Below are 25,296 nucleotides of genomic sequence, written 5' to 3' on the forward strand. Positions count from 1 at the left end.
AGTGTAGCCGCGGCTTTCGCCGCTGGACGAAGTCAACTGGCCGGTGGTGCCGAAGTGGGCGCCGGGCCGGGGCCCGGCATCGGCGTTGGTGTGGTCGGGGTGGTGCTGGGCGGGCAGAAGGGCGGCGGCAGCAGGCACGGTAGCTGCGGCAGCACGAACGGCGGCGGCTCGGTGGTCGTGGTCGTGACGGGCGGCGGCTCGGTCGTGGTCGGCGCCGGCGGCACCGTCGTGGTCGGGGTGTACCTGACGGTGGGGGGCGGCTGCACCCGGGTCCGCGGCACCCAGGTGTAGTTCGGGTCGGGCACGAAACCCGGCGGCACCACCGCCGGGGCCGGCGGCTTGGGGGGCGGCTGCGGGCGGTAGGTGTCGTAGACCCACCACACCGCCAGGAACGCCACGATCAGCACCAGCGTCGACGTGCGGATCCGGCCGCCGAACAGATAACCCGGCCAGCGTCGTTCCTGCTCCGCGCCGTGCCTCTCGAGGACGTTGAGGGTGACCTTCATCGCCGTTGCACCGCATCCGTGGTCGTGTCACCTGCGTCGGCGGACTTGTCGCCGGCTGCCTCCGCTTTGTCGCGGGCGGCCTTGGCGGCCGGTACCGCGGGGTCGTCCTCGACCAGGCCCACCGTCGCGTCGGCCGCGGTGACGATGCCGACACGGGCCAGCGCCCGGATGACCAGCACCCGCAGTTGCCGGCCCACCTCGAACTGCTTGCCGGGCAGGGTGCGGGCCACCACGCGCAGGGTGACGGTGTCGACCGCGATGCTTTCCACCCCCATCACGGTCGGCGCGTCCAGCAGCAGGTCCTTGAGCACCGGGTCGCCCGTCGCGCGTTCGCACTCCTGGTGCAACACCTCGTTGACCCGGTTGAGGTCGGCGTTGATGGACACCGGAATGTCCACCACCGCGCGGGCCCAGTCCTTGGACAGGTTGACCACCTTGACGATCTGCCCGTTGGGAATGGTCAACACCTCACCGTCCGCCGAGCGCAGCCGGGTCACCCGCAGGGTCACGTTCTCGACCGTGCCGCTGGCGTCCGTCGATGCCACCACGGTCAGGGTGACCAGGTCGCCGAAGCCGTACTGCTTCTCCACGATGATGAAGAAGCCGGCCAACATGTCCCTGACCAGCTGCTGGGCGCCGAAGCCCAGCGCCGCGCCCACCACGGTGGCCGGCGCGATCAGCCCACCCAGTGAGAACCGCAGCACGTCGGCGATCTGCAGCATCACCCAGATGCCGATGATGACGATCGACACCCACGAGATCACCGAGGCCACGGCCTGCCGGTGCTTGGTGGCCTCCGAGCGCACCAGCGCGTCGCTCTCGGCGAACCCGATGTCCAGCTGCCGGGTCACCTGCTGGGCCACCCAGTTGACGAAGCGGGCGGCCAGCACCGCCGCGATCAGCACCATGACGATCCGCAGACCCCTGGTGATGATCCATTCGCCGATCTCGCCGCGCCAGAAGTCGTGCCAACGCTGGGTGGCGGAGGCCGCCGACACCCGGGCCGCGGCGAGGACGGTGGGGTTAGTCGTCATCTTTTCGGTTGCGCCACCGAATCCCCGCTTCCAGGAACCCGTCGATGTCCCCGTCCAGGACCGCCGCCGGGTTTCCCACCTCGTACTCGGTGCGCAAATCCTTGACCATCTGATACGGGTGCAGCACGTAGGAGCGCATCTGGTTGCCCCAGGAGCTGCCGCCCTCGCCTTTCAAGGCGTCCATCTCGGCGCGCTCCTCGGAGCGCTTGCGCTCCAGCAGCTTGGCCTGCAGCACCCGCATCGCCGACACCTTGTTCTGCAGCTGGGACTTCTCGTTCTGGCACGTCACGACGATCCCCGTGGGGATGTGGGTCAAACGCACCGCCGAGTCGGTGGTGTTCACCGACTGCCCGCCGGGCCCGCTGGAACGGTAGACGTCCACGCGGACGTCGCCCTCGGGGATGTCGATGTGATCGGTGGTGTCCACGACCGGGAGCACCTCGACCTCGGCGAACGACGTCTGGCGCCGGCTCTGGTTGTCGAACGGGCTGATCCGGACCAGCCGATGGGTGCCCTGCTCCACCGAGAGCGTGCCGTAGGCGAACGGCGCGTGCACGGCGAAGGTGGCGCTTTTGATGCCCGCCTCCTCGGCGTAGGAGATGTCGAACACCTCGACCGGGTACTTGTGCTGCTCGGCCCACCGGATGTACATGCGCATCAGCATCTCGGCCCAGTCGGCGGCGTCGACCCCACCCGCGCCGGAGCGGATGGTGACCAGCGCCTCGCGCTCGTCGTACTCGCCGGACAACAGGGTGCGCACCTCGGTGGCTTCGATGTCGGCGCGCAGCGCCGCGAGCTCGGCGTCGGCCTCGGCCAGCGTGTCGGCCCCGGCCCCGCCCTCCTCCTCGGCGGCCAGCTCGTAGAGCACCGGCAGGTCGTCGAGGCGCCGCCGCAGCTCCTCGATACGGCGCAGCTCGCCCTGGGCGTGCGAGAGCTCGCTGGTCACCCGCTGGGCCCGGGTCTGGTCGTCCCACAGCTGCGGATCGGACGCCTCGTGCTCGAGCTTCTCGATGCGGGTGCGCAGACCATCCACATCGAGCACCCGCTCCACCGTGGTCAGGGTGGAGTCGAGGGCGGCGATGTCGGCTTGACGGTCGGGTTCCACAGCCGACCACGTTACCGGCGCGCGGGCCCGCGGCGAATGCTCAGGTCGCCGTCACCGCGCTGACGTTTAGCATCGAGGGACCGTTCCGTTGCACCCCCCGACCGCGCAAAGGCTTGAGCATGCGTCTGTATCACATAGCCATCGTCGGCTCCGGACCGTCGGGATTCTTCGCCGCGGCCTCCCTGCTCAAGGCGGCCGACGCGGCGGAGGATTTCGACATCTACGTCGACATGCTGGAGATGTTGCCGACACCGTGGGGGCTGGTCCGGTCGGGGGTGGCACCCGATCACCCGAAGATCAAGTCGATCAGCAAGCAATTCGAAAAGACCGCCGAAGACCCGCGCTTCCGGTTCTTCGGCAACGTGACGGTGGGCGAACACGTCTCGGCGGGCGAGCTCGCCGAGCGCTACGACGCCGTCGTCTACGCCGTCGGAGCCCAGTCCGACCGCGCGCTGCACATCCCCGGCGAAGACCTGCGGGGTAGCGTCGCCGCCGTCGACTTCGTGGGCTGGTACAACGCCCACCCCAACTTCGCGCGGATGGCGCCCGACCTGTCGGGCGCCCGGGCCGTCGTCATCGGCAACGGCAACGTCGCACTCGACGTCGCCCGCATCCTGATCACCGACCCGGAAGTGCTGGCGCGCACCGACATCGCCGACCACGCGCTGGAGAAACTGCGGCCCCGCGGTGTGCAGGAGGTCGTCTTGGTGGGCCGGCGCGGCCCCCTGCAGGCCGCGTTCACCACGCTGGAGCTGCGGGAGCTCGCCGACCTCGAGGGGGTCGACGTGATCGTCGACCCCGCCCAGCTGGAAGGCATCACCGACGAGGACGCCGCCGCGGTGGGCAAGACGGCCAAGCAGAACATCAAGGTGCTGCGCGACTATGCCAACCGGGGAACCGGCCACGAACCCCACCCCGGGCACCGGCGCCTGGTGTTCCGGTTCATGACCTCGCCGATCGAGATCAAGGGCGACGGCAAGGTGGAAAGCATCGTGCTCGGCCGCAACGAACTGGTCACCGACGCCGACGGGCGGGTGACGGCGCAGGACACCGGCGAGCGCGAAGAGCTGCCGGCCCAGTTGGTGGTGCGGTCCGTCGGCTACCGCGGTGTGCCGATCCCCGGGCTGCCGTTCGACGAGCGGACCGGGACCATCCCCCACACCGACGGCCGGATAGCGGGCAGCCGCAACGAATACGTCGTCGGTTGGATCAAGCGGGGGCCGAGCGGGGTGATCGGCACCAACAAGAAGGACTCCCAGGACACCGTCGACACCCTGATCGCCGACCTGACCGGCGCCGGTTCGGACGTGCCGGGCGGGCGCGGAGCCGCGCGTGCCGACGAACTGGCCGAGTGGCTGGCTTCGCGCCAGCCCAAGCTGGTCACCGCCGCGCACTGGCAACTCATCGACCGCTACGAGCGCACCGCCGGTGAGGCGCAGGGACGGCCCCGCGTCAAACTGCCCGATCTGGCGGAGCTGCTGCGCATCGGCCACGGTTAGACGAGCGGCGCGGTCCAGCGCAGCACCGTTCCCCCGGCCGCGGTGGTCTCGACGGTGAGCTCGCCGCCGGCCTGCTCCGCCCGCCGCCGCAGGCGCGCCAATTTCCGGCCGCCACCGGCTTCCGTTGCGCCGCAACCGTCGTCGCTCACCTCGATGCACAGATCGTCGTGGACCACGACCCGGATCGTCACCGCGGTGACCCGGGGATGCCGCAGCGCGATGACGAGCGCTTCGCAGATCACCGCCTCGGCGTGTTCGGCCAGGGTGCCCTCGACCACCGACAACGGCCCGACGAACTGCACGCTGGTGCGCAGGTCGCCGGCGAGTCGGGCGACCGCCTCGTCGATCCGTTCGCGCAGCGAGGCGCCCTGCGGCGCCCCGTGCAGGCCGTAGATGGTCGTCTGTATCTTCTGGATGACACCCTGCAGGTCGTCCACGGCATCGGCGAGCCGCCGCTGCACTTCGGGCACGCGCGCGAGCGGGGCCGCGGCCTGCAACGTCAGCCCGACGGCGAAGAGCCGCTGTATCACGTGGTCGTGCAGGTCGCGCGCGATGCGGTCCCGCTCGGTGACCACGTCGAGTTCCCGCATCCGGCGCTGCGAGGTGGCCAGCTGCCAGGCCAGCGCCGCCTGGTCGGCGAACGCGGCCATCATCTCCACCTGTTCGTCGGTGAACGAGCCCGCCGCGCCGCCGTACAGCATGATCACGACGCCGGCGACGGTGCCGGTGGCCCGCAGCGGCAACACCAGGGCGGGTCCCAGGTCCGCACCGTCCAGGTCGAAGTGTTCGACCGGGAGGGGAGCACCGTCGGCCAGCACGTCGGCGAGAGGTGTGCGCGCCACCGCAAGGGTTCGCCCGATCGCCGAAGGCGTTACCTTGCCTCCGGTTTCGATCACCAGCAACTCGTGGGCGGCGGCGATCGGCATCCCCTCGTCGACGGGGACCGCGACGACGACACCGTCGGCCGCGGTCAACGTCAGCGCCTCCTCGGCGACGAGCCGGAACACCGTCGCGGGCTCCGTACCGGACAGCAGTTCCGTGGCGATGTCGCGCGTCGCCTCGATCCAGGACTGCCGCGCCCTGGCCTGCTCGTAGAGCCGGGCATTCGCCACGGCGATACCGGCGGCGGCGGCCAGTGCCTGGACCAGCACCTCGTCGTCGTCGCTGAACGGCTGCCCGCTGAGCTTGTCGGCCAGGTAGAGAGTCCCGAACGATTCGTCGCGCACCCGGATCGGCACCCCCAGGAAGGTCCGCATCGGTGGAGGATGCGGCGGAAACCCCACCGAGGCGGGATGATCCGCGATTTTGTCCAGCCGCAGCGGTGCGGGTTCGCCGATCAGCAGACCGACGATCCCCCTGCCCTCGGGGACGTGGCCGATGCGCCGCACCGTGTCCTCGTCGATGCCCTCGTGCACGAACTGCGATACGCGGCGATTCCGGTCGTGCACCTCCAGGGCGCCATAGCGCGCGTCCACCAGATCGGTCGCCGAGTGCACGATCGAGCGCAGGGTGTCATCCAGCTCCAGCCCGGCGGTGACCACCAGCATCGCCTCCACCAGCCCGGCGAGACGGTCGCGCTCCTCGACCATCTGCTCGACGCGGTCCTGCACCTCGGCCAGCAGCTCGCGCAGCCGGAGTTGCGACAAGGACCGGCGTAGCCGATGTACGGCCGTGCCATCCCCGTCGGGAACCGTTTCCGTCCCGGCGTGTGCGGGAGTCATCGCGCGGCCCTACAGGTTTCCGAAACGGAACGCTAGGACGGAGTGTTTGGCATTAGGGGTGCCGCACAACTCGCGGCAGGCGCGCGAGTCGGTGACGAACAATTGGTCGGGCTCCTCGGCGGCGTCCAGATACTTGTCGACGGTTCCGCGCACGACGCCGGACTCGACCGGCACGTCGGGGTACAGGTGCTCCCACGGGGCGATCCGCCGGCGCAGTTCCGCCTGCGCCAGACGTCTCCCGTCGGGGTTGTCCGAGCCGGCCGTCGCGGAGACCGAGATCGCGCACAGCGGCGCCCGCCGCAACCGGGCCTCGTCGAAGGCGAAGCGCAACAGCGCGGCTTTGTCCGCTTCCACGACGACGCGGCTGACCTGCCGGGGCGCCGGCTGGCCCGGCGCCCGCCGGATCACCGCCACCGGGCACAGGGCCGAGGCCGCCACGGCCGCCGCCAGCGAACCGACACCGTGGTGGGCGTGGTTGCGACCGAGCGCCCCCACACAGATCATGGCGGCCGCTCTGGACTCTTCCATCAGTGCGACCAGCGGCTTCCCCGTCAGGATTTCGGTCTCGATCTTCACCGGCTTGCCGGTCGCCTCGACCGCGCGCTGAGCGTCGCGTAGGGCCGACCGCGCGGCGGCATGCCCGCCCGTCTCGACTTCCGCGCCGACCGGTTCCGACGGCTCGATGACGTAGACCAGCCGCAGCGGCATGTCCCGGCTGACCGCCTCATCGACGGCCCACCGGGCCGCATCGATGGCCGCCTTGGACCCGTCCACGCCGACGACGACGGTCGCAGCTGAATGAAACATGTGCTCTCCCCGGCTCGTTCCCTCCGCACGCTAACTGCGGCAATCCGGGCAGGTGCAGGGGCATTGGATGCACAAACGGGTGTCATTGGTCCCTATTCGCCGTATCGCAAGGGGTTGCCAAGGCGGCCCGCCGCCAATTTGGATGGGCTGTGGCGTCCTGGGGGCGTCAGGCACCGCTGTATTCCTGACCCGCGACAAGTTGCGCGAGAAGACATTGGATGGCCGCTCCGCAGGCATCGCCGCGTCCCGATCAGTCGTCGTCACAGCCGCTGGTTTCCAGAGGCTGGCCGCAGGGCGTCGCCCTGGTGATGATCTTCGGCTCCCTGGTGATGGGCATACGAGCCCACCGCACCTACACGGCGTCGATGCCGATGCCGGACAAGGTGGTCAGCGAATCGGGCCAGTTGCTGTTCACCGGCGACGACATCACGCGGGGCCAGGAGCTCTACCAGGCTCGCGGCCTGATGGAATACGGCTCGGTGCTGGGCCACGGCGCCTATCTGGGGCCCGACTACACGGCCGAGTACCTGCGGATGGCCACCGACGACGTCGCCGGCCAGCTGCGCGCACACGGCGTGGCCGACCCGCACGGCCGGGTGGCGAGCGAGTTCCGGACCAATCGCTACAACCCGGCCACCAAGACGCTGGTGTTCACCGACCGGCAGGCCGCCGCCTTCGACCGCATCCAGCGGCACTATGCGGCTTACTTCGGCGAGAACTCCACCAAATACGGTCTGCTGCCCCAGATGATCACCGACAAGGCCCAAATCCACGATCTGACAGCATTTTTCGCGTGGACGGCGTGGGCCGGGGCGGCCGAGCGTCCCGGCCACAAGTACAGCTATACCAACAACTGGCCGTCGGAGCCGCGGGTCGACAACGGTCCCACCGCCCCGGTGATCGTGTGGTCGGCGTTGTCGCTGGTCGCGTTGCTCGGCGGCATCGGGATCATGTTCGCCGTCTACGGCCGCTGGAGCCAGAAGGTCGGGTGGCACAGCGCCGAGGCGTCCACGCTGTCGTTCCGTCAGCCCGGTGAGGTGAGCTTGACGCCGGCACAGCGCGCCACCATCTGGTTCTTCGCGATCGTGTCGGTGCTGTTCCTGGCGCAGACGCTGCTCGGGGCGGCCGCCGAGCATTACCGGGCCGACCTGTCGACGTTCTTCGGCTTGGACCTGGCCCGGGTGCTGCCCTACAACCTGGCCCGGACCTGGCATGTTCAGCTGTCGCTGTTCTGGACGGCGGCGGCTTTCCTGGCCGGCGGAATCTTCCTGGTGCCCTTCATCGCCCGCCGCGAGCCGCGACGGCAGGGGTTGTTGGCCTACGTGCTGCTCGGTGCGGTGGCCGTGGTGGTGTTCGGGTCGCTGCTCTGCGAAGCGCTGTCGATCTACGGGGTGATCCCGCACGGCGGGTTGTTCTCCCAGCAGTGGGAGTACCTCGACCTGCCGAGGCTGTGGCAGGTCCTGCTGATCGTGGGGCTGTTCCTCTGGATCGCGATCATCTGGCGCGGCATGCGGGCCAGGCTCAAGGGCGAGTCGAAGATGAACATGCCGTGGCTGTTCTTCTTCTCCGGGCTGGCGATTCCGGCCCACCCGATGGCCAGTAGTGCCAGTGAGTACCCGGCAATCAGGATCACCGAGATGGCCGGCGGTGCCATCGGCTCACTCCTTGACGGCAGGATCGCAGGACCGGCGCCGAGGCCTAACTCCTCGGCGGTCACCCCGGAGCGGAAGTTGCGCAGCGCCGTCGAGGCGATCCAGACGAAAGGCAGCACACCGCCGACGATGAAGATGAGGTCGCCGGGCAGCCGCAGCCATTCGAGCACCGAGTTGCCCGGTTTGGTGATGTAGCCCAGCGACCTGGCCTCGAAGTAGCCGTCGCTGACGGAGTGGTAGAGCTGCAGCACGCCGAGGGGCAGCAGGCATCCGAAGAATTGCGGGCGGCGGCCGAGACGCTGTCGAAGAACCCAGGGTCCCGGAAAAGTCACGTCTCATGAGGTCAGGATCAATTTGAGGGCGTGATCTGGGTGTCTGGCGTGGTGGCGGAGGCCGGCGGCGATGTTGTCCCATCCGGTGATGCGGAGTATTCCGATGGCGAGGTTGCGGCAGGTGGCCATCACGCGTGGCGCTTGACCGGTACGTACCTGTGATCCGTCCTCGGCGAAAGTGACGTCTCGGACCCAGTGAAGGCGATTTTCTATGCTCCAGTGGCCCTGTACCCAGGCGGCGAGTCGCTGCGGCGGCGCCGCCGTGTGGTTTGCTGAGGTGATCAGGTAGACGACCTCGACGGTTTTGGTTGCTTTGTCGGTGACGGTGCGGCGCAGTTGGGCGACTTGGGCTGCGTCGGGAAAGTCGATCCAGTCGGGAGCGTCGGCGACCTTGATCGTTCGGGTGACCCGCCGGCCACGCTCAACAGTCGTGGCGGTGTGCGCGGGCATGTCCTTCCACGGCAGCTTCTTGAGCGTCTGGTGCAGGGTGGGCATGTTCGCCTTGACCGTGAACACGTAGTCCCCACCCGCCCCGGTGATCGCGGTGGCAGTGTCGGTCTGGGTGTGCATCGCATCAAGGGTCACCACCGCCCCTTCCAGATCGAACTGTCCCAACAGTGTTCGCACAGCAGGTATTTCGTTGCTCTTTGCGTCGATGGCCACCTGCCCGAGCACCGCACCGGCACCATGGTCGAACGCGGCGACCAGCTGCGGCGCCTTACCGTCGGGGCGGGTGCGCGCACCTCGCAGGGTCTTGCCGTCCAACGCGATCACCCGGCGTTGCTCGACGGTGAAGGTTCGCGTCCACATCCATGTGCCCAACGCCCGGTCGAGGGCGTCGGCATCGATGCGGGCGAACAACTTTCTCAACGTCGATTCGTCCGGAACGCTACCGCTGGTGAGTCCGAACGAGGCCAGATTGTCAATTGCGGTCTCTGCGGCCCACTGACCGATCGCCGCGAACGAGCGGCACCCGGCCAAGGTAGCTGTGACCGCCAGTGCGAGCACCCCGACCAACGAGTAACGCACCCCGCGTCGGTCACGTGGGTCGGGCACCGTGTTGAGGACACTCAGCAGTCGTTCGTGGCGCGTCGGATTCGCATCGGCAGGCGGCGTAGGAGAAGATGGCACGCGGGTGTGACCTCGGGTTCGGATGGATGGATTCGCAACCTGCATCCAAACCCGTTAGTCACACCCGCCACATACGCCACGCCGGTCACGCGGCGATAACAGCCAAGGTCACAGCACTACGCATCAACTTTTCCGGCACCCTGTCGAAGAACCCCGCTTCGCTGCAATTGCGTTACCTGCAAACGCTGCTCGAATTGGGCGCAGATCAGAATTCGGGCTCTATTGACATGAATGTGGGTGGCCCCTGGTGTGGTATGGGAGTTCGAGGGTGACCGGTCCGCAAGCCAGGAGGATGAGAGCGAGGGCAGCTTGAGCGCTGTGGAAGCCGTAGGCACGGCGCACGAGGAGACGCACCTTGGTGTTGAGCCCTTCGTGGCGTCCGTTCGACAGGTTCCTCTCGATGGCGGCGTTGATGCCGGCGCGGTGTTTGCGGATGGTGCGCCCGGCCTTGACGAACTCCGGGATGCGGCTGCGTTGGGCTCGCGAGCACCAACGATCCAGCAGTTCGGCGACGGTGGCGGCGTCGAGGTCGCCGGCGAAGACCTCGCGCAACGCTTCTTTGAGTTGATAGGCGCGCCAAAGGATCCCGCCGCTGCGTTTCATTTCCCGCAGGGTTTCGGCTTGGGTGTCGGTGAGGTCGGCGGGGTTCTTCAGCAGCGCCCAGCGCGCACCCTTGAACGTGCGAGCGATGCGCTGATCGGGCAGCGTGCGGGCGGCCTGCCACACCTGGCGGCGCACCGCATCGAGCGCGTCGGTGACGAGCTTGACAACGTGGAACGGGTCGACGCAGATCACCGCCGCCGGCACCCGCTGGCGCACCGCTTTGGCGTAGGCGGGTCCCATGTCCATCGACACCGCTTCGATGGACGCACCTTCGTCGGGCAGTTCATCGAAGAAGGCGTCCAAGGTGTCGCTGTCCTTGCCGGGTTTGCCCCACACGATGGTGCCGCTGTCGTGGTCGGAGACCAGCGTCAAATACCGGTGGTGTTTGCACCAGGAGATCTCGTCAACGCCGATGTCGACCAGCCCGCACAGCCGGTTGGGGTCGAGCACGTCGGGGGCGAGGCGTTCGCAGATTGCGCCTACGGTGCGCCAGGCCACCCTGGCGAAGGTGCTGACGGTGGTTTTGTCGGTCTTGGTGACCAGCCAGGCCACCAGGTCCTCGAAGTCGCGGGTGTGGCGGGAGCCGGGGCGGGCGAACGGCACCGCTTCGGCCAGCACACCATGTGTCGGGCAGCGCAGCCGCCTGCGCCGCAACAGGATCCGGCATATCCGCCCGGCGGTGTCCAGATGCCGCCACGACGAGTCCACCTCCCGGGTGTCATAGCGATGCCGGGTCGTAAACGAGCAGTGCGGGCAGCCAAGCCGGCGCCGGCGCAAGCTAACCGTGACGCGCAGCTCACCACCGTGCACAGCGGCCGCGCCGACGCGCACGCCAGGCAGATCGAGCAGGGAATTGAGTAGGGTTGATGCGCGCACGGACGGCTCCAGGATCGATCGGGGTTAAGGCCATCGAACCTAGATCACCGTCCGTGCGCCCCGCTCACCATCCCCGCCGCCATACCACACGCTCCCTGATCCACATGAACGTCAGGAGAGCCAGAATTCGACCGTCGTCTTCCCGTTACCGGCGGACATCATCACGCCATTTCTGCGGCACCCGGAGTTGCTGGAGGGTATCGCCGCTTTCGGGAAGGAAAACGTCGCACACCGGAGCTGAGAACTGCGCGCCTGTGCGCGCGACTTCCCGGACAGGGTGGCGTTTCATCCGCATAGCCGCACCTCGGATCACCGCCACTATTCAGATTTCACTCAACCACCGCAAGAAATTCATATAAATCGCATGCACCGCCCATGCCGTCTTGCCATTTTTATGGCGGTCCCAAGTGAAGGTCACCGTGAATGCCCTCCGCGCATGCCCCACCAGCGGTTTGATTGGTGCCCGTTCCGCGTCGTCTGACGGCATTCCCGCCCGCGCGCCCCGCAGGCCTGAGATTCTCTGACTCACAGACTGTTTGATTGTTCGCCCCCTCCGCAGCCGCTCCTGCCCCTCAGTTAAGGAGATATGACGCATGGACTACCTCTTCTTCCCCCCGGAGATCAATTCCACCCGGATGTATTCCGGCCCCGGCGCCGGCTCTCTGCTGGCCGCCGCGGGAAGCTGGGACGCGGTGTCCGCCGAATTGAGCACCACCGCCGAGGGCTATGAGTCGGCGGTGTCGGGCCTGGACCTGCATTGGCGCGGCCCGGCCAGCGAGGCGATGGCGGCCACCGCCGCCCGGTACATGAATTGGCTGCAGTCGACGGCCGAGCAGGCCAAGCAGACGGCCATGGCCGCCAGGACGGCGGCGGCGGCCTACGAACATGCGTATGCGATGACGGTGCCCCCGCCGGCCGTCGCGGCCAATCGCACCCGGCTGTCCTACCTGGTGGCGACCAATATCCTGGGCCAGAACACCGCGGCGATCGCGCAGACCGATGCGCAATACGCCGAGTATTGGGCCCAGGACGCCACCGCGATGTCCGGCTATGACACCGCCGCGAAGGCGGCGACCACACAGTTGTCGACGTTCTCCTCGCCGCACAACGGCACCGATCAGTCCGGGCTGACCGCTCAGAACACCGCCGTCACCAACGCCGCCAACGGCGCCGCCGCGTCGGACCCGGTGTCGCAGGCGCTGTCGGGGTTGTCCAGCACGGCGACCTCGATCCTGCCCGCCGGCTCACCGAGCATTCTCGAAGACCTGACCGTTCTTGACGCCATACAGGCCACCGGCACCGCGATCAACTCCACCTACTACATGGAGGCGTTGCCCGCCGGGGTCATCGGCGCCGAGAACAACCTGGGAGTCCTGCCCAACCTCGGCGCTGCCGCCGCTGCCGCCGCCCCGGCCGAGATCGCCCCGGCACTCAGCGGCGCCTCCACGGGCGGTGCCGCGGGGCTGGGCAACGTCACCGCGACCCTTGCCCGTGCGGGCACGATCGGACCGATGTCCGTGCCGGTCAGCTGGTCCGCACCGTCAACCAGCACCGTCGCGGCGCTGACGCCAGCCGGGATGACCACGCTGCCGGGGACCGAGGAGGCGGCCGCATCCGGCTCCCCCGGCTACCCGGGGATGCCCGGGGGGATGGCCGCGCGTGGCGTCGGCGTGGGCGCCCCGCCCCGGTACGGCGTCAAGTTGACGGTGATGCCGCGCCCACCGGCGGCCGGCTGACACGAACTCCAGCTCGCGGGCGGCCGGGGCGGTGGCAACACCGCAACGGTTCGCCGCGCCTAGCAGCTAAAGAAAAGTGGGACAATGGATTTCGCTTTTTTGCCGCCGGAGGTCAACTCCGGCCGGATGTACGCCGGCCCGGGCTCGGGCTCACTGATCGCCGCCGCGGGCAGCTGGGAAGCGGTGTCGGCCGAACTCGACATCACCGCCGCCACCTGCGCATCGGTGCTCTCCACCCTGGCCACCCTGCACTGGCATGGCCCGGCCGCCCAGACCATGACGGCCACCACCACCCCCTACCTGGACTGGCTGCACACCACCGCCGAACACACCAGACAAACCGCCCTGCAGGCCCGCGCCGCCGCAGCCGCCTACGAACTGGCCTTCGCCGCGACCGTGCCCCCCGCCGCGGTCACCGCCAACCGCACCCAACTGGCAGCCCTGATCGCCACCAACTTCTTCGGCCAAAACACCGCAGCCATCGCAGCCACCGAAGCCCAATACGCCGAATACTGGGCCCAAGACGCCGCCGCCATGTACGGCTACGCCGCCAACACGGCCACCGCCACCGCCACGCTGCCGCCCTTCCACTCCCCCCACACCGCCACCGGCGCGGTGTCACGAGCCGTCTCGGCGGCGACGAACGCGTTGACGGCCACGACGAACGCGGCGCCGTCGATCCTGCCCACCAATGCGTCGCTCCTGCCGGATAGCCTGACTGTTTTCACCGCGATCAGGGCCGTGGGCACGGTGATAAATTCCACCGCCAAGACGGGCTTGATCGAGACCGGGATCATCGGGGCCGAGGACAGGTTGGGGATTCTGCCCGACCTCGGGGCGGCAGCGGAGGCAGCGGAGGCGGCGCCCGCGCTGTCCGCGTCGAGCCTGGGCGGCGGCCCGCGCCTGGGGAGCGTCACCGCAGCCCTTGCCCGCGCGGGCACGATCGGGTCGATGTCGGTGCCGGCGAGTTGGGCGACACCGGTCGGCGGCACGGTCACGGCGTTGCCGGGCACCGATGTCTCGGCCACGGCGACGGGCGGCCCGGCTCAGCCGGCTTCCGGTCTTCCGGGCCTCCCCGGGGTGCCGGGCGGCACCGGTTCACGGGCCACGTTGGTCGTCCCGCGGTACGGCGCCCGGCTCACGATCATGTCGAGGCCGCCGGCGGCCGGGTGACGGGGTGGATTTCGCTTTGCTGCCGCCGGAGGTCAACTCCGGCCGGATGTACGCCGGCCCGGGCTCGAGCTCACTGATGGCCGCCGCAGGCTCCTGGGACGTGGTGTCGGCCGACTCGACATCACCGCCGCTATCGCAGCCACCGAAGCCCAAGACGCCACCGCCATGTACGCCAACGCCGCCAACGCCACGCTGCCCGTTCAGGTCCCCGCGGCAAACCACCAACGAGGCAGGGCTCACCGCCCGGTACGGCGCCGTCATCCGAGCCGTCGACACCGCCGCGGGGCCAATGTCACAAGCCGTTTCGGAGGCACTGTCGGCAACTGAGGCGACCGGGTTCGCCCCCACGGTCTTCGATTCCGCCGTGGCCATCGATACCGTGACGAGCCAGCTCGACAACTACTCGGACTTTCCCGCGGGCGTCGTCGACGTCATGAACAACTTGAGGGTGTTGCCCGACCTGGGGGCGGAGCAGCCTTCCGCGCTCGGGGGCGCTCTTCCCGGCTTTGCCGGGCCGCCGAATCCGATGGTCGCCAGCCTGGCCCGGGCCGGCTCGGTCGGGCCGCTGTCGGTGCCGGCGGGTTGGGCCCAGCCGGCGGGCCGCCTCGTTTCGCCGTTGTCGGACAACGCCATTGCCGCCGGCATCCGGTACGCTCCACCGAGCTGGCTCGGGCCTGCCCGGGATGCCCGCCGGCAGAACCTTCCGCCCATCGATCGTCGTCCCGCGCTACGGCGTGCGGATCACGGTGATGAGCCGTCCCCTGACCGGTGGCTAGCCCCCCGGCGGCGGCTCGGGCGGCTGGGGCGGGTCGGGCGGTGCCAGCCTCCAGTTGTCGGGATTCTTGGGCGAGTACACCACCGGCAGCAGCTGACCCATCGTCGGCCATCGCTCGACGTTGACTTCCATGCGCTGATAGACGGCGTGCTCGGCGACGGTGGGCCCGTTGATGACACCGGCGATGGTGACGTACTGCCTACCGGTGGCGTCCGGCCGCGGACTGACGCCGGTCACCAGCAGTGTGCCGGCGAGCGACTCCCCGCGCGGGCCGCGCGAGAGAAATCGCTGGGCAAGGAACACCCCCAGCACCGCCACCAGGATGAGCAGCACACCGAATTCCCACACGGGGCCAGGTTAGAGGCATGGTAGGACTGCTGTCATGAGCCCCCCGGAGGATCTGGCGCTGGCGCTGACGCTGGCCGACCGCGCCGACGCGCTGACCCGCACCCGGTTCGGTGCGCTGGACCTGCACGTCGACACCAAGCCGGACCTGACGCCGGTGACCGACGCCGATCGCGCCGTCGAGACCGACCTGCGTGAGCTGCTCGGGCGCGACCGGCCGGACGACAGCATCCTGGGCGAGGAGTTCGGCGGGACAACGACATTCCGCGGGCGGCAGTGGGTGATCGACCCGATCGACGGGACGAAGAACTTCGTCCGCGGGGTGCCGGTGTGGGCCAGCCTGATCGCGCTGCTCGTCGACGGCGTCCCGACGGTCGGTGTGGTGAGCGCGCCGTCGTTGCGGCGCCGGTGGTGGGCGGCCCGCGGCCACGGCGCGTTCGTCGGGTTCGACGGTGACCCACCCCGCCGGCTGTCGGTTTCGGCGGTGGCACAGCTGGATTCGGCCAGCCTGTCGTTCTCGAGCCTGTCGGGGTGGGCGCAGCGCGGCCTGCGCGACCGCTTCATCGAGTTGACCGACGCCGTATGGCGGGTGCGCGCCTACGGCGACTTCCTGTCCTACTGCCTCGTCGCCGAGGGCGCCGTCGACATCGCCGCCGAACCGGAGGTGTCGGTATGGGACCTGGCCGCACTCGACATCCTGGTGCGCGAAGCGGGCGGGGCTTTCACCGGCCTGGACGGGGTGGCGGGCCCGCACCGCGGCAGCGCCGTGGCAACCAACGGCCTGTTGCACGAGCAGGTGCTGGGCAGGATTGTTGTGAATTAGATAACAGGATGCAGGATCTATCTTACTCCACAGTAAGATAGGGGTATCCGCACTGCCCCAACGACAGAGGCTGCCGACATGACCGCAACTCGTTCCGGTTCACATTCCGATTCCTCCCGCCGACCCAGACGGGGCGGGGGCGTCACGGGCGTCGGGATGCAACCGCACAAGCGGACCGCCATCGACATCGCCATCGCGCTGATCACCCCGCTCGTTGGCCAGGACTTCCTGGACAAGTACCGCCTGCGCGGCCCGCTCAACCGCGGTCTGGGCTACGGCACCAAGACGATCTTCTCGACCAGCGCCGCCGCGTCCCGCCAGTTCAAGCAGGTCCAGAATCTGCGCAGCGGACCGACGCGGCTGAAGTCCAGCGGCAAGGACTATTTCGACCTGACGCCCGACGAGGACCAGAAGCTGATCGCCGAGACGGTCGAGGAATTCGCCGAGGAGATCCTGCGCCCGGCCGCGCGCGACGCCGACGAGGCCGCCGCCTACCCGCCCGACCTCATCGCCAAGGCCGCCGAGCTCGGCATCACCGCGGTCAACATCCCCGAGGACTTCGACGGCATCGCCGCGCACCGCTCCAGCGTGACCAACGTGCTGGTGGCCGAGGCACTCGCTTACGGCGACATGGGCCTGGCGCTGCCGATCCTTGCCCCGGGCGGGGTGGCCGCCGCGCTGACCCACTGGGGCAGCGCGGACCAGCAGGCCACCTACCTGCCGGAGTTCGCGGGCGAGAACGTGCCGCAGGCTTGCGTGGCCATCGCCGAACCGCGCCCGCTGTTCGACCCCACCCGGTTACGGACGACGGCGGTGCGCACCCCGGGCGGCTACCGGCTCGACGGCGTGAAGTCACTGGTTCCCGCCGCGGCCGACGCCGAGCTGTTCATCGTCGGTGCGCAGCTGAACGGCAAGCCCGCCCTGTTCATCGTCGAGTCGTCCGCCGCGGGCGTGACCGTCAAAGCGGACCCGAGCATGGGAATCCGGGCCGCGGCGCTGGGCCAGGTCGAGCTGTCCGGGGTGTCGGTGTCGTGCAGCGCCCGGCTGGGCGAGGACGAAGCCTGCGACGACGACTACTCCGAAGCGCTGGCGCTGTCCCGGCTGGGCTGGGCGGCGCTGGCCGTCGGCACCTCGCACGCGGTGCTGGACTACGTCGTGCCCTACGTCAAGGAACGCCACGCCTTCGGTGAGCCGGTCGCCCACCGCCAGGCCGTTGCGTTCATGTGCGCCAATATCGCCATCGAACTCGACGGCCTGCGGCTGATCACCTGGCGCGGTGCCGCGCGGGCCGAACAGGGCCTGACGTTCACCCGCGAAGCGGCGCTGGCCAAGCGGCTCGGCGCCGACAAGGGCATGCAGATCGGCCTGGACGGCGTGCAGCTGCTCGGCGGCCACGGCTACACCAAAGAGCACCCGGTCGAGCGGTGGTACCGCGATCTGCGGGCCATCGGCGTCGCCGAGGGCGTCGTCGTCATCTGAGCCTTTTCCCAATCGGATCCCGTTCAACCCGAGCCGAAAGTTCAATCATGGCAATCAATCTGGAACTTCCTCGCAAACTGCAAGCGGTGATGGACACGACCCATCAGGGGGCCGCCGAGTTGATGCGGCCGATCGCGCGCAAATACGACCTGAACGAGCACGCCTACCCCGTCGAGCTGGACACGCTCTTCAGCCTGTTCGAGGGCGCGTCCTCGGCGATGGCCTTCGCCGGCGCGGACGCGCTGCGCGACGAGGAGGAACGGCGCGACACCAACCACAACGGTGCCAACATGGCCGCGCTGCTTCAGACCCTGGAGGCCAGCTGGGGCGATCTGGCGATGATGCTCTCGGTCCCCTATCAGGGGCTGGGCAACGCGGCAATCTCCGCGGTCGCCACCGACGAGCAGCTGGAACGCCTGGGCAAGGTGTGGGCGGCGATGGCGATCACCGAACCGGGCTTCGGATCGGACTCGGCGGCGGTGTCCACCACGGCCAAGCTGGACGGCGACGAGTACATCATCAACGGCGAGAAGATCTACGTCACCGCGGGTTCTCGCGCCACCCACATCGTGGTGTGGGCCACCTTGGACAAGTCGAAGGGCCGCGCGGCCATCAAGTCGTTCATCGTCCCGCGCGAGCATCCCGGCGTCACGGTCGAGCGGCTGGAACGCAAGCTCGGCATCAAGGGCTCCGACACCGCGGCCATCCGGTTCGAAAACGTGCGCATCCCGAAGGAAAACCTGCTGGGCAGCCCGGAAATCGAAGTGGGCAAAGGCTTTTCCGGGGTGATGGAAACCTTCGACAATACCCGGCCGATCGTCGCGGCCATGGCCGTCGGGGTGGGCCGTGCCGCGCTCGAGGAGATCCGCAAGATCCTCACCGAAGCCGGCGTGGAGATCTCCTACGACAGGCCCTCGCACGTGCAGAGCGCCGCGGCGGCCGAGTTCCTGCGGATGGAGGCCGACTGGGAGGCCGCCTACCTGCTGTCGCTGCGCGCGGCGTGGCAGGCCGACAACAAGATCCCCAACTCCAAAGAGGCGTCGATGAGCAAGGCCAAGGCCGGCCGCATGGCCAGCGACGTCACGCTCAAGACCGTCGAACTGGCCGGGACCACGGGTTATTCCGAGCACACGCTGCTGGAGAAGTGGGCACGCGACTCAAAGATCCTCGACATCTTCGAGGGCACCCAGCAGATCCAGCAGTTGGTCGTCGCGCGCCGCCTGCTGGGCTTGTCGTCGGCCGAGCTCAAGTAGCGAGCGCGGTCAGCCGCGCCGAGCGGGTGGCCAGTTCCGTACGAGGGCGTGGCGATCGGCACCGCCGGCTTCACCGCGGCCATGAGCGGGTGGGCGCTGATCGACTGGGGCGTCGCGGCGGATGCGAGACCGGTCGTCGTCACCGGCACCTCCGGCGGCTTCGGTGCGCTCCGGCCGCGCGGTGGTCCGGGTCGCCGGCGGATTCTGAGGCGCAAGTAGGCTGATCGGCACCGACGATGGAGGTGGCATGCGCGCTGCACAAGTGACTCGGCTGGACGGTCCGGACGCGATCGAGGTGACCGAAGCCGAGGAACCCCGAGGCGACGGCGTGGTCGTCGACGTGCACGCCGCCGGGGTCGCGTTTCCCGACGCGCTGCTCAGCCGGGGCCTCTACCAGTACCGGCCGGATCCGCCATTCGTGCTGGGCGCCGAGATCGCCGGGGTGGTGCGGTCGGCGCCCGAGGGCGCCCATGTGCACGCCGGTGACCGGGTGGTCGGGCTGACGATGCTGTCCGGCGGCATGGCCGAGGTCGCGGTGCTCTCGCCGGACCGGGTCTTCAGGTTGCCCGACAACGTCAGCTTCGAGGCGGGCGCCGGCCTGCTGTTCAACGACCTGACGGTGTACTTCGCGTTGACGGTCCGCGGCCGGCTGGCCCACGGCGAGACGGTGCTGGTGCACGGCGCGGCCGGGGGTATCGGGACCTCGGCGCTGCGGCTGGCGCCGGTGCTCGGGGCGGGGCGCACCATCGCGGTGGTCAGCACGCCGGAGAAGTCGGAGATCGCCACGACGGCGGGCGCGACCGACGTGGTGCTGGCCGAGGGATTCAAGGACGCGGTCAAGGAGTTGACCGACGGGCGCGGGGTCGACGTGGTCGTCGACCCGGTCGGCGGCGACAGGTTCACCGACTCGTTGCGCTCGCTCGCGCCCGGGGGCCGCCTGCTGGTCGTCGGGTTCACCGGCGGGGAGATCCCCACCGTGAAGGTGAACAGGTTGCTGCTCAACAACATCGACGTGGTCGGTGTCGGCTGGGGCGCCTGGACCGGCACCCACCCCAACGCGCTGGCCGAGCAGTGGGCCGGCCTCGAGGAACTGCTCAGCTCCGGCCGGCTGACGCCGCCGGAACCGGTGGTCTATCCGCTCGACGAGGCCGCCGCCGCGGTGGCGTCGCTGGAGAACCGCACCGCCAAAGGGAAGGTCGTACTCCGGGTTCGCGATCGATGACGGGGCGCTGACCACCGCGCGGTCGCATCTGACCCACCGGCCTCCGGCGCGTCTCCGCCCGGCGGCGACTGCCGTGGCTCGCGCGGCTCGCAGGAGCCCTTGTGCGCGACAGAAAAGAAAACTAATGTCACTTTTAGTTTCGCGCCCTGTCCACACCCCGGAGTCGCCTCATGGAATCCTTCGTTCATCTGCGCAAAGGCAGGACGCCGCGGCGGTTGCACGCCGACCTCGACGGGCTGAAAGACGACGAGCTGGGCCGCGGAGGGTTCACCGGCCGGACCGCCAATCTCTACCGCCGCCACGACCCCACCGCCTACCGGGCGACCAGCCCGCTGCGGCCCGTCGACGTGGTATCCGACGCGCTGAAACCCGGCGATGCCACCGATGCGCGCGGCGGTCCGCTGCTCATGTTCGACAACGACGACTGCCGAATATCGTTGAGCCGCCGCCACGAACCGATGCCGTTCTACACCCGCCACGTCGACGGGGACCTGCTGTGCTTCGTGCACCGCGGCTCCGGCCTGGTCGAGACCGAGTTCGGGCCGCTGAGCTACCGGGAGGGCGACTGGGTCTACCTGCCGAAGGCGTGCACCTGGCGCCAGGTGCCCGATTGCGAGACGACGCTGCTGATGGTCGAGACCACCGACGAGCTGCGTGTCCCTCCCCCGGGCGCCCTGGGCAGGCACTTCCCTTTCGACCCCTCCCAGGCCACCATCCCCGAACCCGCACCCGTCGAGGACGACGGCCGCGACGAATACGAGGTCCGCCTCGTCCACCGGCCGGTCGCCGGTGTCGGCACGACAACTCTTTATTACCAACATAATCCGCTCGACGTCGAGGGCTGGCGCGGCGACAATTTCGCGTTCACGTTCAACATCGCCGACTACAACGTCGTCACCTCCGACAGCGTTCACCTGCCGCCGACCGTGCACCTGTTCATGCAGGCCGCCGGCGTGTACGTGATGAACTTCCTGCCCAAGCCCGCCGAGGGCGTCCCCGGCACCGAGCGCACCCCGTGGTATCACCGCAACGTCGACTACGACGAGATCGCCTTCTTCCACGGCGGCTCGCTCTACGGCATCCCGATGCCCCCCGGCCTGATCACCCACGCACCGCAGGGAATTCACCACGGCGCACCGGAAAAGGCGCGGGAGCGGGCGCGCCGCAAGTTCGACGAGTATTCCCGGGTGGACTGGCAGGTGATCGCCGTGGACACCCGCCGCCGGCTGACCCCGTCGGCCGAGGTGCTGGCCCACGACCTGGGGCAGCACTGACGATGACGACCCGCCACGACTACGACCGCATCCCCTATCTTGTTGCTTTCCAGAACAATTCCAGCGTCCGCGACGTCTACGGCGGACTCGCCGAGATCACCGTGCTGGAGAGCTATCTGCTCAAGCCGAAGGACAGGCCCTCGGATACCGTGCTGGTGTTCATGCACCCGATCGGCGGCGGCGCATACCTGCCGATGATCAACGCACTGGCCCGGGCCGGGCATCACGTCATCTACTGCAACAGCCGGTTTCGCGGCACGGATTCGGGCCTGCTGATGGAGAAGGTGGTCGAGGACCTCGGCGAGTGCATCAAGGACGCCAAGAACCGGCTGGGGTACACCAAGGTGGTGCTGGCCGGGTGGAGCGGGGGCGGTTCGCTGTCGCTGTTCTACCAGCAGCAGGCCCAGCACGCGACCATCACCTCGAGCCCGTCGGGCGACGGTCCCGACCTGACGGCCCTGGACCTGCCTGCCGCCGACGGCATCATGCTGCTGGCCGCGCACATCAGCCGCCACGGCACGCTCACCGAATGGCTGGACGCCTCCATCCTCGACGAATCCGACCCCTCCAAGCGCGATCCCGAGCTGGACCTGTATGACCCCGACAACCCCAACCAGCCGCCCTACAGCCCGGAGTTCCTGGACCGCTACCGGCAGGCCCAGATTCAGCGCAACCGGCGCATCACCGCGTGGGTCAAAGAAAAGTTGGCCAAGCTCGCCGCTGACGGGCGCCCCGACGACGAGTTCTGCTTCGTCGTGCACGGCACCATGGCCGATCCGCGCTGGCTGGACCCGACGGTCGACCCCAACGAACGCGCCCCGGGAACCTGCTACCTGGGCGACCCCCGGGTGGTGAACATGAGCCCGGTCGGGCTGGCCCGCTTCTCCACGCTGCGCGGCTGGCTGTCGCAGTGGAGTTACGACGACGCCCGCGGCGACGGCGTGACGTGCGGGCGCGACATCGCCGTCCCCGCGCTGGTGATCGGTAATCTGGCCGACGACGCCTGCACACCCAGCCACACCTGGCGGCTATTCGACGTGATCGGACACCATGACAAGGAGATGCACGAAATTCCTGGAGCCACACATTATTACGCGGGACCCGAGCAGCGCGACAAGCTGCGCGCGGCCGTCGACATCGTGACGGACTGGCTGGTCCGCCACGACTTCGCGGGGCGCTGATGACGGCTGGACCGCTCGACGGCATCCGGGTGCTCGAGCTGGGCACCCTGATCGCCGGGCCGTTCGCCGGGCGCTTGCTCGGGGACATGGGCGCCGACGTCATCAAGGTCGAACCGCCCGGCGCCCCGGACCCGTTGCGGACCTGGGGCCAGGCCGAGGTCGACGGGCAGCACGTCTTCTGGACGGTGCACGCGCGCAACAAGCGGGCCGTCACGCTGGACCTGCGCCGGCCGCGCGGCAGGGAGCTGTTCCTCGACCTCGTGGAGAAGTCCGACATCGTGGTGGAGAACTTCAGGCCGGGCACCCTGGAGAAGTGGGAGCTGGGCTACGACGCGCTCAGCGCGCGCAACCCGGGCGTCATCCTGGTCCGGGTGTCCGGCTACGGGCAGACCGGCCCCGAGGCGCACAAGGCCGGTTACGCCTCGGTGGCCGAGGCCGCCAGCGGGCTGCGGCACCTCAACGGCTTTCCCGGCGGGCCGCCGCCCCGGCTGGCGATCTCGCTGGGCGACAGCCTGGCCGGCATGTTCGCGGCGCAGGGCGCGCTGGCCGCGCTGTACCGCCGCAGCGTCACGGGGCGAGGCCAGGTGGTCGACGTCGCCCTAACCGAATCTTGTTTGGCCGTGCAGGAATCCACCATTCCCGATTACGACGTCGGTGGTGTGGTGCGCGGACCGTCGGGCACCCGGCTCGAGGGCATCGCACCGTCGAACATCTACCGCGGCGCCGACGGCTCGTGGGTGGTGATCGCCGCCAACCAGGACACCGTGTTCGGCCGGCTGTGCAAAGCGATGGGCCGCCCGGAGCTGGCAGGAGACGACCGGTTCGCCACGCACGCGGCCCGCGGTCGCAACCAGGACGAGCTCGACGCGATCATCGGCGACTGGGCCGCACGACGCGACCCAGCAGACATCATCGAAACCCTCAGCGCCGCAGGCGTGATCGCTGGGCCGATCAACACGGTGGCGGAGGTGGTGCGCGACCCGCAGCTGCGCGCCCGCGGCATGCTGGTCGAGCACTACGACGAGCGGCTGCAGCGCGACGTGCTGGGGCCGGGCGTCGTGCCGGTGCTCTCCGAGTCGCCCGGCGGCGTCCGCAACGCGGGCCCCGCGCGTCCGGGGCAGCACAACGACGACGTCTACACCGGGCTGCTGGGCAGGACTGCCGCGGAGCTCGACGAATTGAGGGCGGAGGGGGTGCTATGACCGCACCGGCGACGATGCAGAGCGCAGCGATGAGGAGGAGCGGTGCCATTGACTGAGCACGTCGCCATCCGCGAGGTCGCGCTGCGCGACGGCCTGCAGATCGAGAAGCCGATCCCGTTGCCGGCCAAGCTGGAACTGCTGGCTGCGGTGGCCGCCACCGGGGTTCGCGAGGTGGAGGCGACGGCGTTCGTCTCCCCGTCGAAGGTGCCGTCGATGGCCGACGCCGCCGAACTGGCCGCACACCTGCGCGACTACCCCGACATCGAGTTCTCGGCGCTGGTGGCCAGCCCCAACGGCGCCAGGCGGGCCGTCGCGGCCGGACTGGGTTCGATCGAATACGTGGTGGCGGCCAGCGACGCGTTCAGCCGAGCCAACGTCGGGCGGTCGACCGCCGAGGCCACCGGGCAGATCGGCGAGATCGTCGCCATCGCCCACGACGGCGGCATCAGCGTGGAGGTCATCGTGGCCACCACGTGGGACTGCCCGTTCGAAGGCCCCACCCCGCCACAGCGGGTCCTCGACATCGCCGCGGCCGCCGGCGAGCAGGGGGCCGACCGGTTCTGCATCGCAGACACGATCGGCACCACCACCCCGGGGCGGGTGAGTTCGCTGATCGCACAACTGCGTCCGGTGCTCGGCGACCTGCCGCTGGGCGGGCACTTCCACAACACCCGCGGCGCCGGGCTGGCCAGCGCCTACGCGGCGGTCAGGTCCGGGGTGACCCGCCTGGACGCCTCGGTCGGCGGGCTGGGCGGCTGCCCGTTCGCGCCGGGCGCGACCGGCAACATCGCCACCGAGGACCTGGTGTACCTGCTGACCGACAGCGGGATCACCGTCGACGTGGACCTGCGGGCCGCGATCGCCGCCGCCGGCGTCGCGAAATCGGTTGTCGGCCACGACCTGCCGGGCGCCCTGCTGCGCGCCGGCGACCGGATCCGGGCCTGATGCCCGCCGCCACCCTGACCGCCAAAGGCCGCCAGACCCGGGCGGCCATCGAACAAGCTGCCCGCAAACTCTTCGCCGAGCGCGGTTTTCACGGCACCACGCTGGCCGACATCACCTCGGCGGCCGGGAAATCACCGGCGGTGTTCTACCGGTATTTCGCCGACAAGGAAGACCTGCTGGCCTTCCTGGCGGAGTCCTTCCTGCACGACGTGGTGACACCGTCGGCGCTGCGCGTCCAGTTGCCCGACGCCCCGGACGACGACGCGTTCTTCACTTCGGTGGTCACCGGCTACTGGAACATGTTTAAGCAGAACATCGGCATCATGATCGCGGTCGCGCAACTGGCGGCCACCCAACGCCGGTTCGCGCACCTGCAGAACGAGTTCCGGCGGTTCGGCATGGACATCGTCGCGGCCTCCGTGCGCCGGGCGCAGGAGCAGGGCCACGGGACCGACCTGCACCCGCAGCACACCGCCGCGGCCATCGCGTTGCTGTTCGAGAACTTCACCACCGTGTTCGTCGGCACCTCGGGCCCCGAGGGCCTCGGCCTGAAGATCAGCGACACGGACGCCATCGCGACCCTGTCGACGGTCTGGAAGAAAACCCTGTACGGCACCTAAGG

23 protein-coding genes and 3 pseudogenes are annotated in these 25,296 nt (G+C 69.2%); 16 read left to right on the top strand and 10 right to left on the bottom strand.

From position 1 onward, the window contains the following. Nucleotides 1-32: 32 nt before the first annotated feature. Genes AB8998_RS22380 through prfB form a run of 3 tightly spaced genes read right to left on the bottom strand, consistent with a single transcriptional unit; the run spans nt 33 to nt 2,645 of the window. Nucleotides 33-506: an Rv3103c family proline-rich protein gene (locus tag AB8998_RS22380; RefSeq protein ID WP_369739809.1), complete on the bottom strand. Its 474-nt coding sequence runs from the start codon at nt 504-506 to the stop codon at nt 33-35. Further along, nucleotides 503-1,540 carry a mechanosensitive ion channel family protein gene (locus AB8998_RS22385; RefSeq protein ID WP_369739810.1) on the bottom strand — a complete coding sequence of 346 codons (1,038 nt, stop codon included), beginning with the start codon at nt 1,538-1,540 and terminating at the stop codon, nt 503-505. Before AB8998_RS22385 ends, AB8998_RS22380 begins: the two co-directional genes overlap by 4 nt. Further along, nucleotides 1,530-2,645 carry a peptide chain release factor 2 gene (gene prfB, locus AB8998_RS22390; RefSeq protein ID WP_369739812.1) on the bottom strand — a complete coding sequence of 372 codons (1,116 nt, stop codon included), beginning with the start codon at nt 2,643-2,645 and terminating at the stop codon, nt 1,530-1,532. Before prfB ends, AB8998_RS22385 begins: the two co-directional genes overlap by 11 nt. A 119-nt stretch (nt 2,646-2,764) precedes the next feature. On the opposite strand from prfB, the gene AB8998_RS22395 reads away from it, so the two are divergent. Further along, the gene (locus AB8998_RS22395; RefSeq protein WP_369739813.1) at nt 2,765-4,144 is read left to right on the top strand and encodes an FAD-dependent oxidoreductase; all 1,380 of its coding nucleotides are present in this window, start codon (nt 2,765-2,767) and stop codon (nt 4,142-4,144) included. Here the strand turns inward: AB8998_RS22395 and AB8998_RS22400 are convergent. Both AB8998_RS22400 and AB8998_RS22405 read right to left on the bottom strand, forming a co-directional pair. After that, nucleotides 4,141-5,865: a GAF domain-containing sensor histidine kinase gene (locus AB8998_RS22400; RefSeq protein WP_369739814.1), complete on the bottom strand. Its 1,725-nt coding sequence runs from the start codon at nt 5,863-5,865 to the stop codon at nt 4,141-4,143. The genes AB8998_RS22395 and AB8998_RS22400 overlap by 4 nt on opposite strands. A 9-nt stretch (nt 5,866-5,874) precedes the next feature. After that, the gene (locus tag AB8998_RS22405) at nt 5,875-6,672 is read right to left on the bottom strand and encodes a universal stress protein (protein ID WP_369739816.1); all 798 of its coding nucleotides are present in this window, start codon (nt 6,670-6,672) and stop codon (nt 5,875-5,877) included. Between the two features lie 218 nt (nt 6,673-6,890). Here AB8998_RS22405 and AB8998_RS22410 point away from each other — a divergent pair. Next, nucleotides 6,891-8,258, top strand: a pseudogene (locus tag AB8998_RS22410) (nitric-oxide reductase large subunit); the annotation flags it as partial. Nucleotides 8,259-8,371: 113 nt separating this feature from the next. On the opposite strand, the pseudogene AB8998_RS22415 reads toward AB8998_RS22410, so the two are convergent. The 3 genes and pseudogenes from AB8998_RS22415 to AB8998_RS22425 form a co-directional block, all read right to left on the bottom strand. Beyond that, a pseudogene (locus AB8998_RS22415) lies at nt 8,372-8,599 on the bottom strand (nitric-oxide reductase large subunit); the annotation flags it as partial. A gap of 60 nt (nt 8,600-8,659) precedes the next feature. Further along, entirely contained in the window at nt 8,660-9,832 is a 1,173-nt protein-coding gene (locus AB8998_RS22420) for an ISAs1 family transposase (RefSeq protein ID WP_369739817.1), read from the bottom strand. A 174-nt stretch (nt 9,833-10,006) separates the two neighbouring features. After that, complete coding sequence (locus AB8998_RS22425) at nt 10,007-11,266, bottom strand: ISL3 family transposase (protein WP_369737678.1); 1,260 nt, start codon at nt 11,264-11,266, stop codon at nt 10,007-10,009. A gap of 593 nt (nt 11,267-11,859) precedes the next feature. Between AB8998_RS22425 and AB8998_RS22430 the strand changes: the two genes are divergently transcribed. The 3 genes and pseudogenes from AB8998_RS22430 to AB8998_RS22440 form a co-directional block, all read left to right on the top strand. After that, entirely contained in the window at nt 11,860-13,002 is a 1,143-nt protein-coding gene (locus AB8998_RS22430) for a PPE family protein (RefSeq protein ID WP_369739819.1), read from the top strand. Nucleotides 13,003-13,086: 84 nt separating this feature from the next. Beyond that, nucleotides 13,087-14,175, top strand: coding sequence for a PPE family protein (locus AB8998_RS22435; protein ID WP_369739820.1), 1,089 nt, complete (start codon nt 13,087-13,089; stop codon nt 14,173-14,175). A 4-nt stretch (nt 14,176-14,179) separates the two neighbouring features. Beyond that, nucleotides 14,180-14,290, top strand: a pseudogene (locus AB8998_RS22440) (PPE domain-containing protein); the annotation flags it as partial. Between the two features lie 284 nt (nt 14,291-14,574). On the opposite strand, the gene AB8998_RS22445 reads toward AB8998_RS22440, so the two are convergent. Further along, nucleotides 14,575-14,820 (bottom strand): hypothetical protein, encoded by a 246-nt coding sequence (locus tag AB8998_RS22445; protein WP_369739821.1) that lies wholly within the window; start codon nt 14,818-14,820, stop codon nt 14,575-14,577. Here AB8998_RS22445 and AB8998_RS22450 point away from each other — a divergent pair. Continuing rightward, complete coding sequence (locus AB8998_RS22450; protein ID WP_369739822.1) at nt 14,808-14,951, top strand: PPE family protein, SVP subgroup; 144 nt, start codon at nt 14,808-14,810, stop codon at nt 14,949-14,951. The genes AB8998_RS22445 and AB8998_RS22450 overlap by 13 nt on opposite strands. Here AB8998_RS22450 and AB8998_RS22455 read toward each other — a convergent pair. Then, nucleotides 14,948-15,298: a hypothetical protein gene (locus tag AB8998_RS22455; RefSeq protein ID WP_369739823.1), complete on the bottom strand. Its 351-nt coding sequence runs from the start codon at nt 15,296-15,298 to the stop codon at nt 14,948-14,950. The two genes, AB8998_RS22450 and AB8998_RS22455, sit on opposite strands and share 4 nt — an antisense overlap. A gap of 34 nt (nt 15,299-15,332) precedes the next feature. On the opposite strand from AB8998_RS22455, the gene hisN reads away from it, so the two are divergent. From hisN to AB8998_RS22505, 10 genes are all read left to right on the top strand, one after another. Then, nucleotides 15,333-16,118 carry a histidinol-phosphatase gene (hisN, locus tag AB8998_RS22460; RefSeq protein WP_369739824.1) on the top strand — a complete coding sequence of 262 codons (786 nt, stop codon included), beginning with the start codon at nt 15,333-15,335 and terminating at the stop codon, nt 16,116-16,118. Nucleotides 16,119-16,196: 78 nt separating this feature from the next. Then, nucleotides 16,197-17,597, top strand: a complete 1,401-nt coding sequence (locus AB8998_RS22465; RefSeq protein ID WP_369739826.1) for an acyl-CoA dehydrogenase family protein — start codon at nt 16,197-16,199, stop codon at nt 17,595-17,597. Nucleotides 17,598-17,644: 47 nt separating this feature from the next. Then, nucleotides 17,645-18,850, top strand: a complete 1,206-nt coding sequence (locus tag AB8998_RS22470) for an acyl-CoA dehydrogenase family protein (protein WP_369739828.1) — start codon at nt 17,645-17,647, stop codon at nt 18,848-18,850. Between the two features lie 48 nt (nt 18,851-18,898). Next, complete coding sequence (locus AB8998_RS22475; RefSeq protein WP_369739830.1) at nt 18,899-19,069, top strand: hypothetical protein; 171 nt, start codon at nt 18,899-18,901, stop codon at nt 19,067-19,069. A gap of 28 nt (nt 19,070-19,097) precedes the next feature. Continuing rightward, nucleotides 19,098-20,072 carry an NADPH:quinone oxidoreductase family protein gene (locus AB8998_RS22480; RefSeq protein WP_369739832.1) on the top strand — a complete coding sequence of 325 codons (975 nt, stop codon included), beginning with the start codon at nt 19,098-19,100 and terminating at the stop codon, nt 20,070-20,072. 170 nt (nt 20,073-20,242) lie between these two features. After that, nucleotides 20,243-21,346 (top strand): homogentisate 1,2-dioxygenase, encoded by a 1,104-nt coding sequence (locus AB8998_RS22485; RefSeq protein ID WP_369739834.1) that lies wholly within the window; start codon nt 20,243-20,245, stop codon nt 21,344-21,346. Nucleotides 21,347-21,348: 2 nt separating this feature from the next. Continuing rightward, nucleotides 21,349-22,527: an alpha/beta hydrolase family protein gene (locus AB8998_RS22490; protein WP_369739836.1), complete on the top strand. Its 1,179-nt coding sequence runs from the start codon at nt 21,349-21,351 to the stop codon at nt 22,525-22,527. Then, nucleotides 22,527-23,729, top strand: a complete 1,203-nt coding sequence (locus AB8998_RS22495; protein ID WP_369739837.1) for a CaiB/BaiF CoA transferase family protein — start codon at nt 22,527-22,529, stop codon at nt 23,727-23,729. Before AB8998_RS22490 ends, AB8998_RS22495 begins: the two co-directional genes overlap by 1 nt. Nucleotides 23,730-23,777: 48 nt before the next feature. Further along, nucleotides 23,778-24,674, top strand: coding sequence for a hydroxymethylglutaryl-CoA lyase (locus tag AB8998_RS22500; RefSeq protein ID WP_369741704.1), 897 nt, complete (start codon nt 23,778-23,780; stop codon nt 24,672-24,674). After that, on the top strand, nt 24,674-25,294 hold the full coding sequence (locus AB8998_RS22505; RefSeq protein ID WP_369739839.1) for a TetR/AcrR family transcriptional regulator: 621 nt from the start codon (nt 24,674-24,676) through the stop codon (nt 25,292-25,294). The genes AB8998_RS22500 and AB8998_RS22505 overlap by 1 nt, the downstream gene beginning before the upstream one ends. The last annotated feature ends 2 nt before the right edge of the window (nt 25,295-25,296 follow it).

Origin of the sequence: Mycobacterium sp. HUMS_12744610 (genome assembly GCF_041206865.1) — a bacterium.
Classification (GTDB): Bacteria; Actinomycetota; Actinomycetes; order Mycobacteriales; family Mycobacteriaceae; genus Mycobacterium; species Mycobacterium servetii.

Bases quoted from the DNA above. Each gene is read 5' to 3' on its own strand.
- AB8998_RS22380 (WP_369739809.1), bottom strand. From the start codon at position 506: ATGAAGGTCACCCTCAACGTCCTCGAGAGGCACGGCGCGGAGCAGGAA.
- AB8998_RS22385 (WP_369739810.1), bottom strand. From the start codon at position 1,540: ATGACGACTAACCCCACCGTCCTCGCCGCGGCCCGGGTGTCGGCGGCC.
- AB8998_RS22395 (WP_369739813.1), top strand. From the start codon at position 2,765: ATGCGTCTGTATCACATAGCCATCGTCGGCTCCGGACCGTCGGGATTC.
- AB8998_RS22400 (WP_369739814.1), bottom strand. From the start codon at position 5,865: ATGACTCCCGCACACGCCGGGACGGAAACGGTTCCCGACGGGGATGGC.
- AB8998_RS22405 (WP_369739816.1), bottom strand. From the start codon at position 6,672: ATGTTTCATTCAGCTGCGACCGTCGTCGTCGGCGTGGACGGGTCCAAG.
- AB8998_RS22420 (WP_369739817.1), bottom strand. From the start codon at position 9,832: ATGCAGGTTGCGAATCCATCCATCCGAACCCGAGGTCACACCCGCGTG.
- AB8998_RS22430 (WP_369739819.1), top strand. From the start codon at position 11,860: ATGGACTACCTCTTCTTCCCCCCGGAGATCAATTCCACCCGGATGTAT.
- AB8998_RS22435 (WP_369739820.1), top strand. From the start codon at position 13,087: ATGGATTTCGCTTTTTTGCCGCCGGAGGTCAACTCCGGCCGGATGTAC.
- AB8998_RS22445 (WP_369739821.1), bottom strand. From the start codon at position 14,820: ATGCCGGCGGCAATGGCGTTGTCCGACAACGGCGAAACGAGGCGGCCC.
- hisN (WP_369739824.1), top strand. From the start codon at position 15,333: ATGAGCCCCCCGGAGGATCTGGCGCTGGCGCTGACGCTGGCCGACCGC.
- AB8998_RS22465 (WP_369739826.1), top strand. From the start codon at position 16,197: ATGACCGCAACTCGTTCCGGTTCACATTCCGATTCCTCCCGCCGACCC.
- AB8998_RS22470 (WP_369739828.1), top strand. From the start codon at position 17,645: ATGGCAATCAATCTGGAACTTCCTCGCAAACTGCAAGCGGTGATGGAC.
- AB8998_RS22480 (WP_369739832.1), top strand. From the start codon at position 19,098: ATGCGCGCTGCACAAGTGACTCGGCTGGACGGTCCGGACGCGATCGAG.
- AB8998_RS22485 (WP_369739834.1), top strand. From the start codon at position 20,243: ATGGAATCCTTCGTTCATCTGCGCAAAGGCAGGACGCCGCGGCGGTTG.
- AB8998_RS22490 (WP_369739836.1), top strand. From the start codon at position 21,349: ATGACGACCCGCCACGACTACGACCGCATCCCCTATCTTGTTGCTTTC.
- AB8998_RS22495 (WP_369739837.1), top strand. From the start codon at position 22,527: ATGACGGCTGGACCGCTCGACGGCATCCGGGTGCTCGAGCTGGGCACC.
- AB8998_RS22505 (WP_369739839.1), top strand. From the start codon at position 24,674: ATGCCCGCCGCCACCCTGACCGCCAAAGGCCGCCAGACCCGGGCGGCC.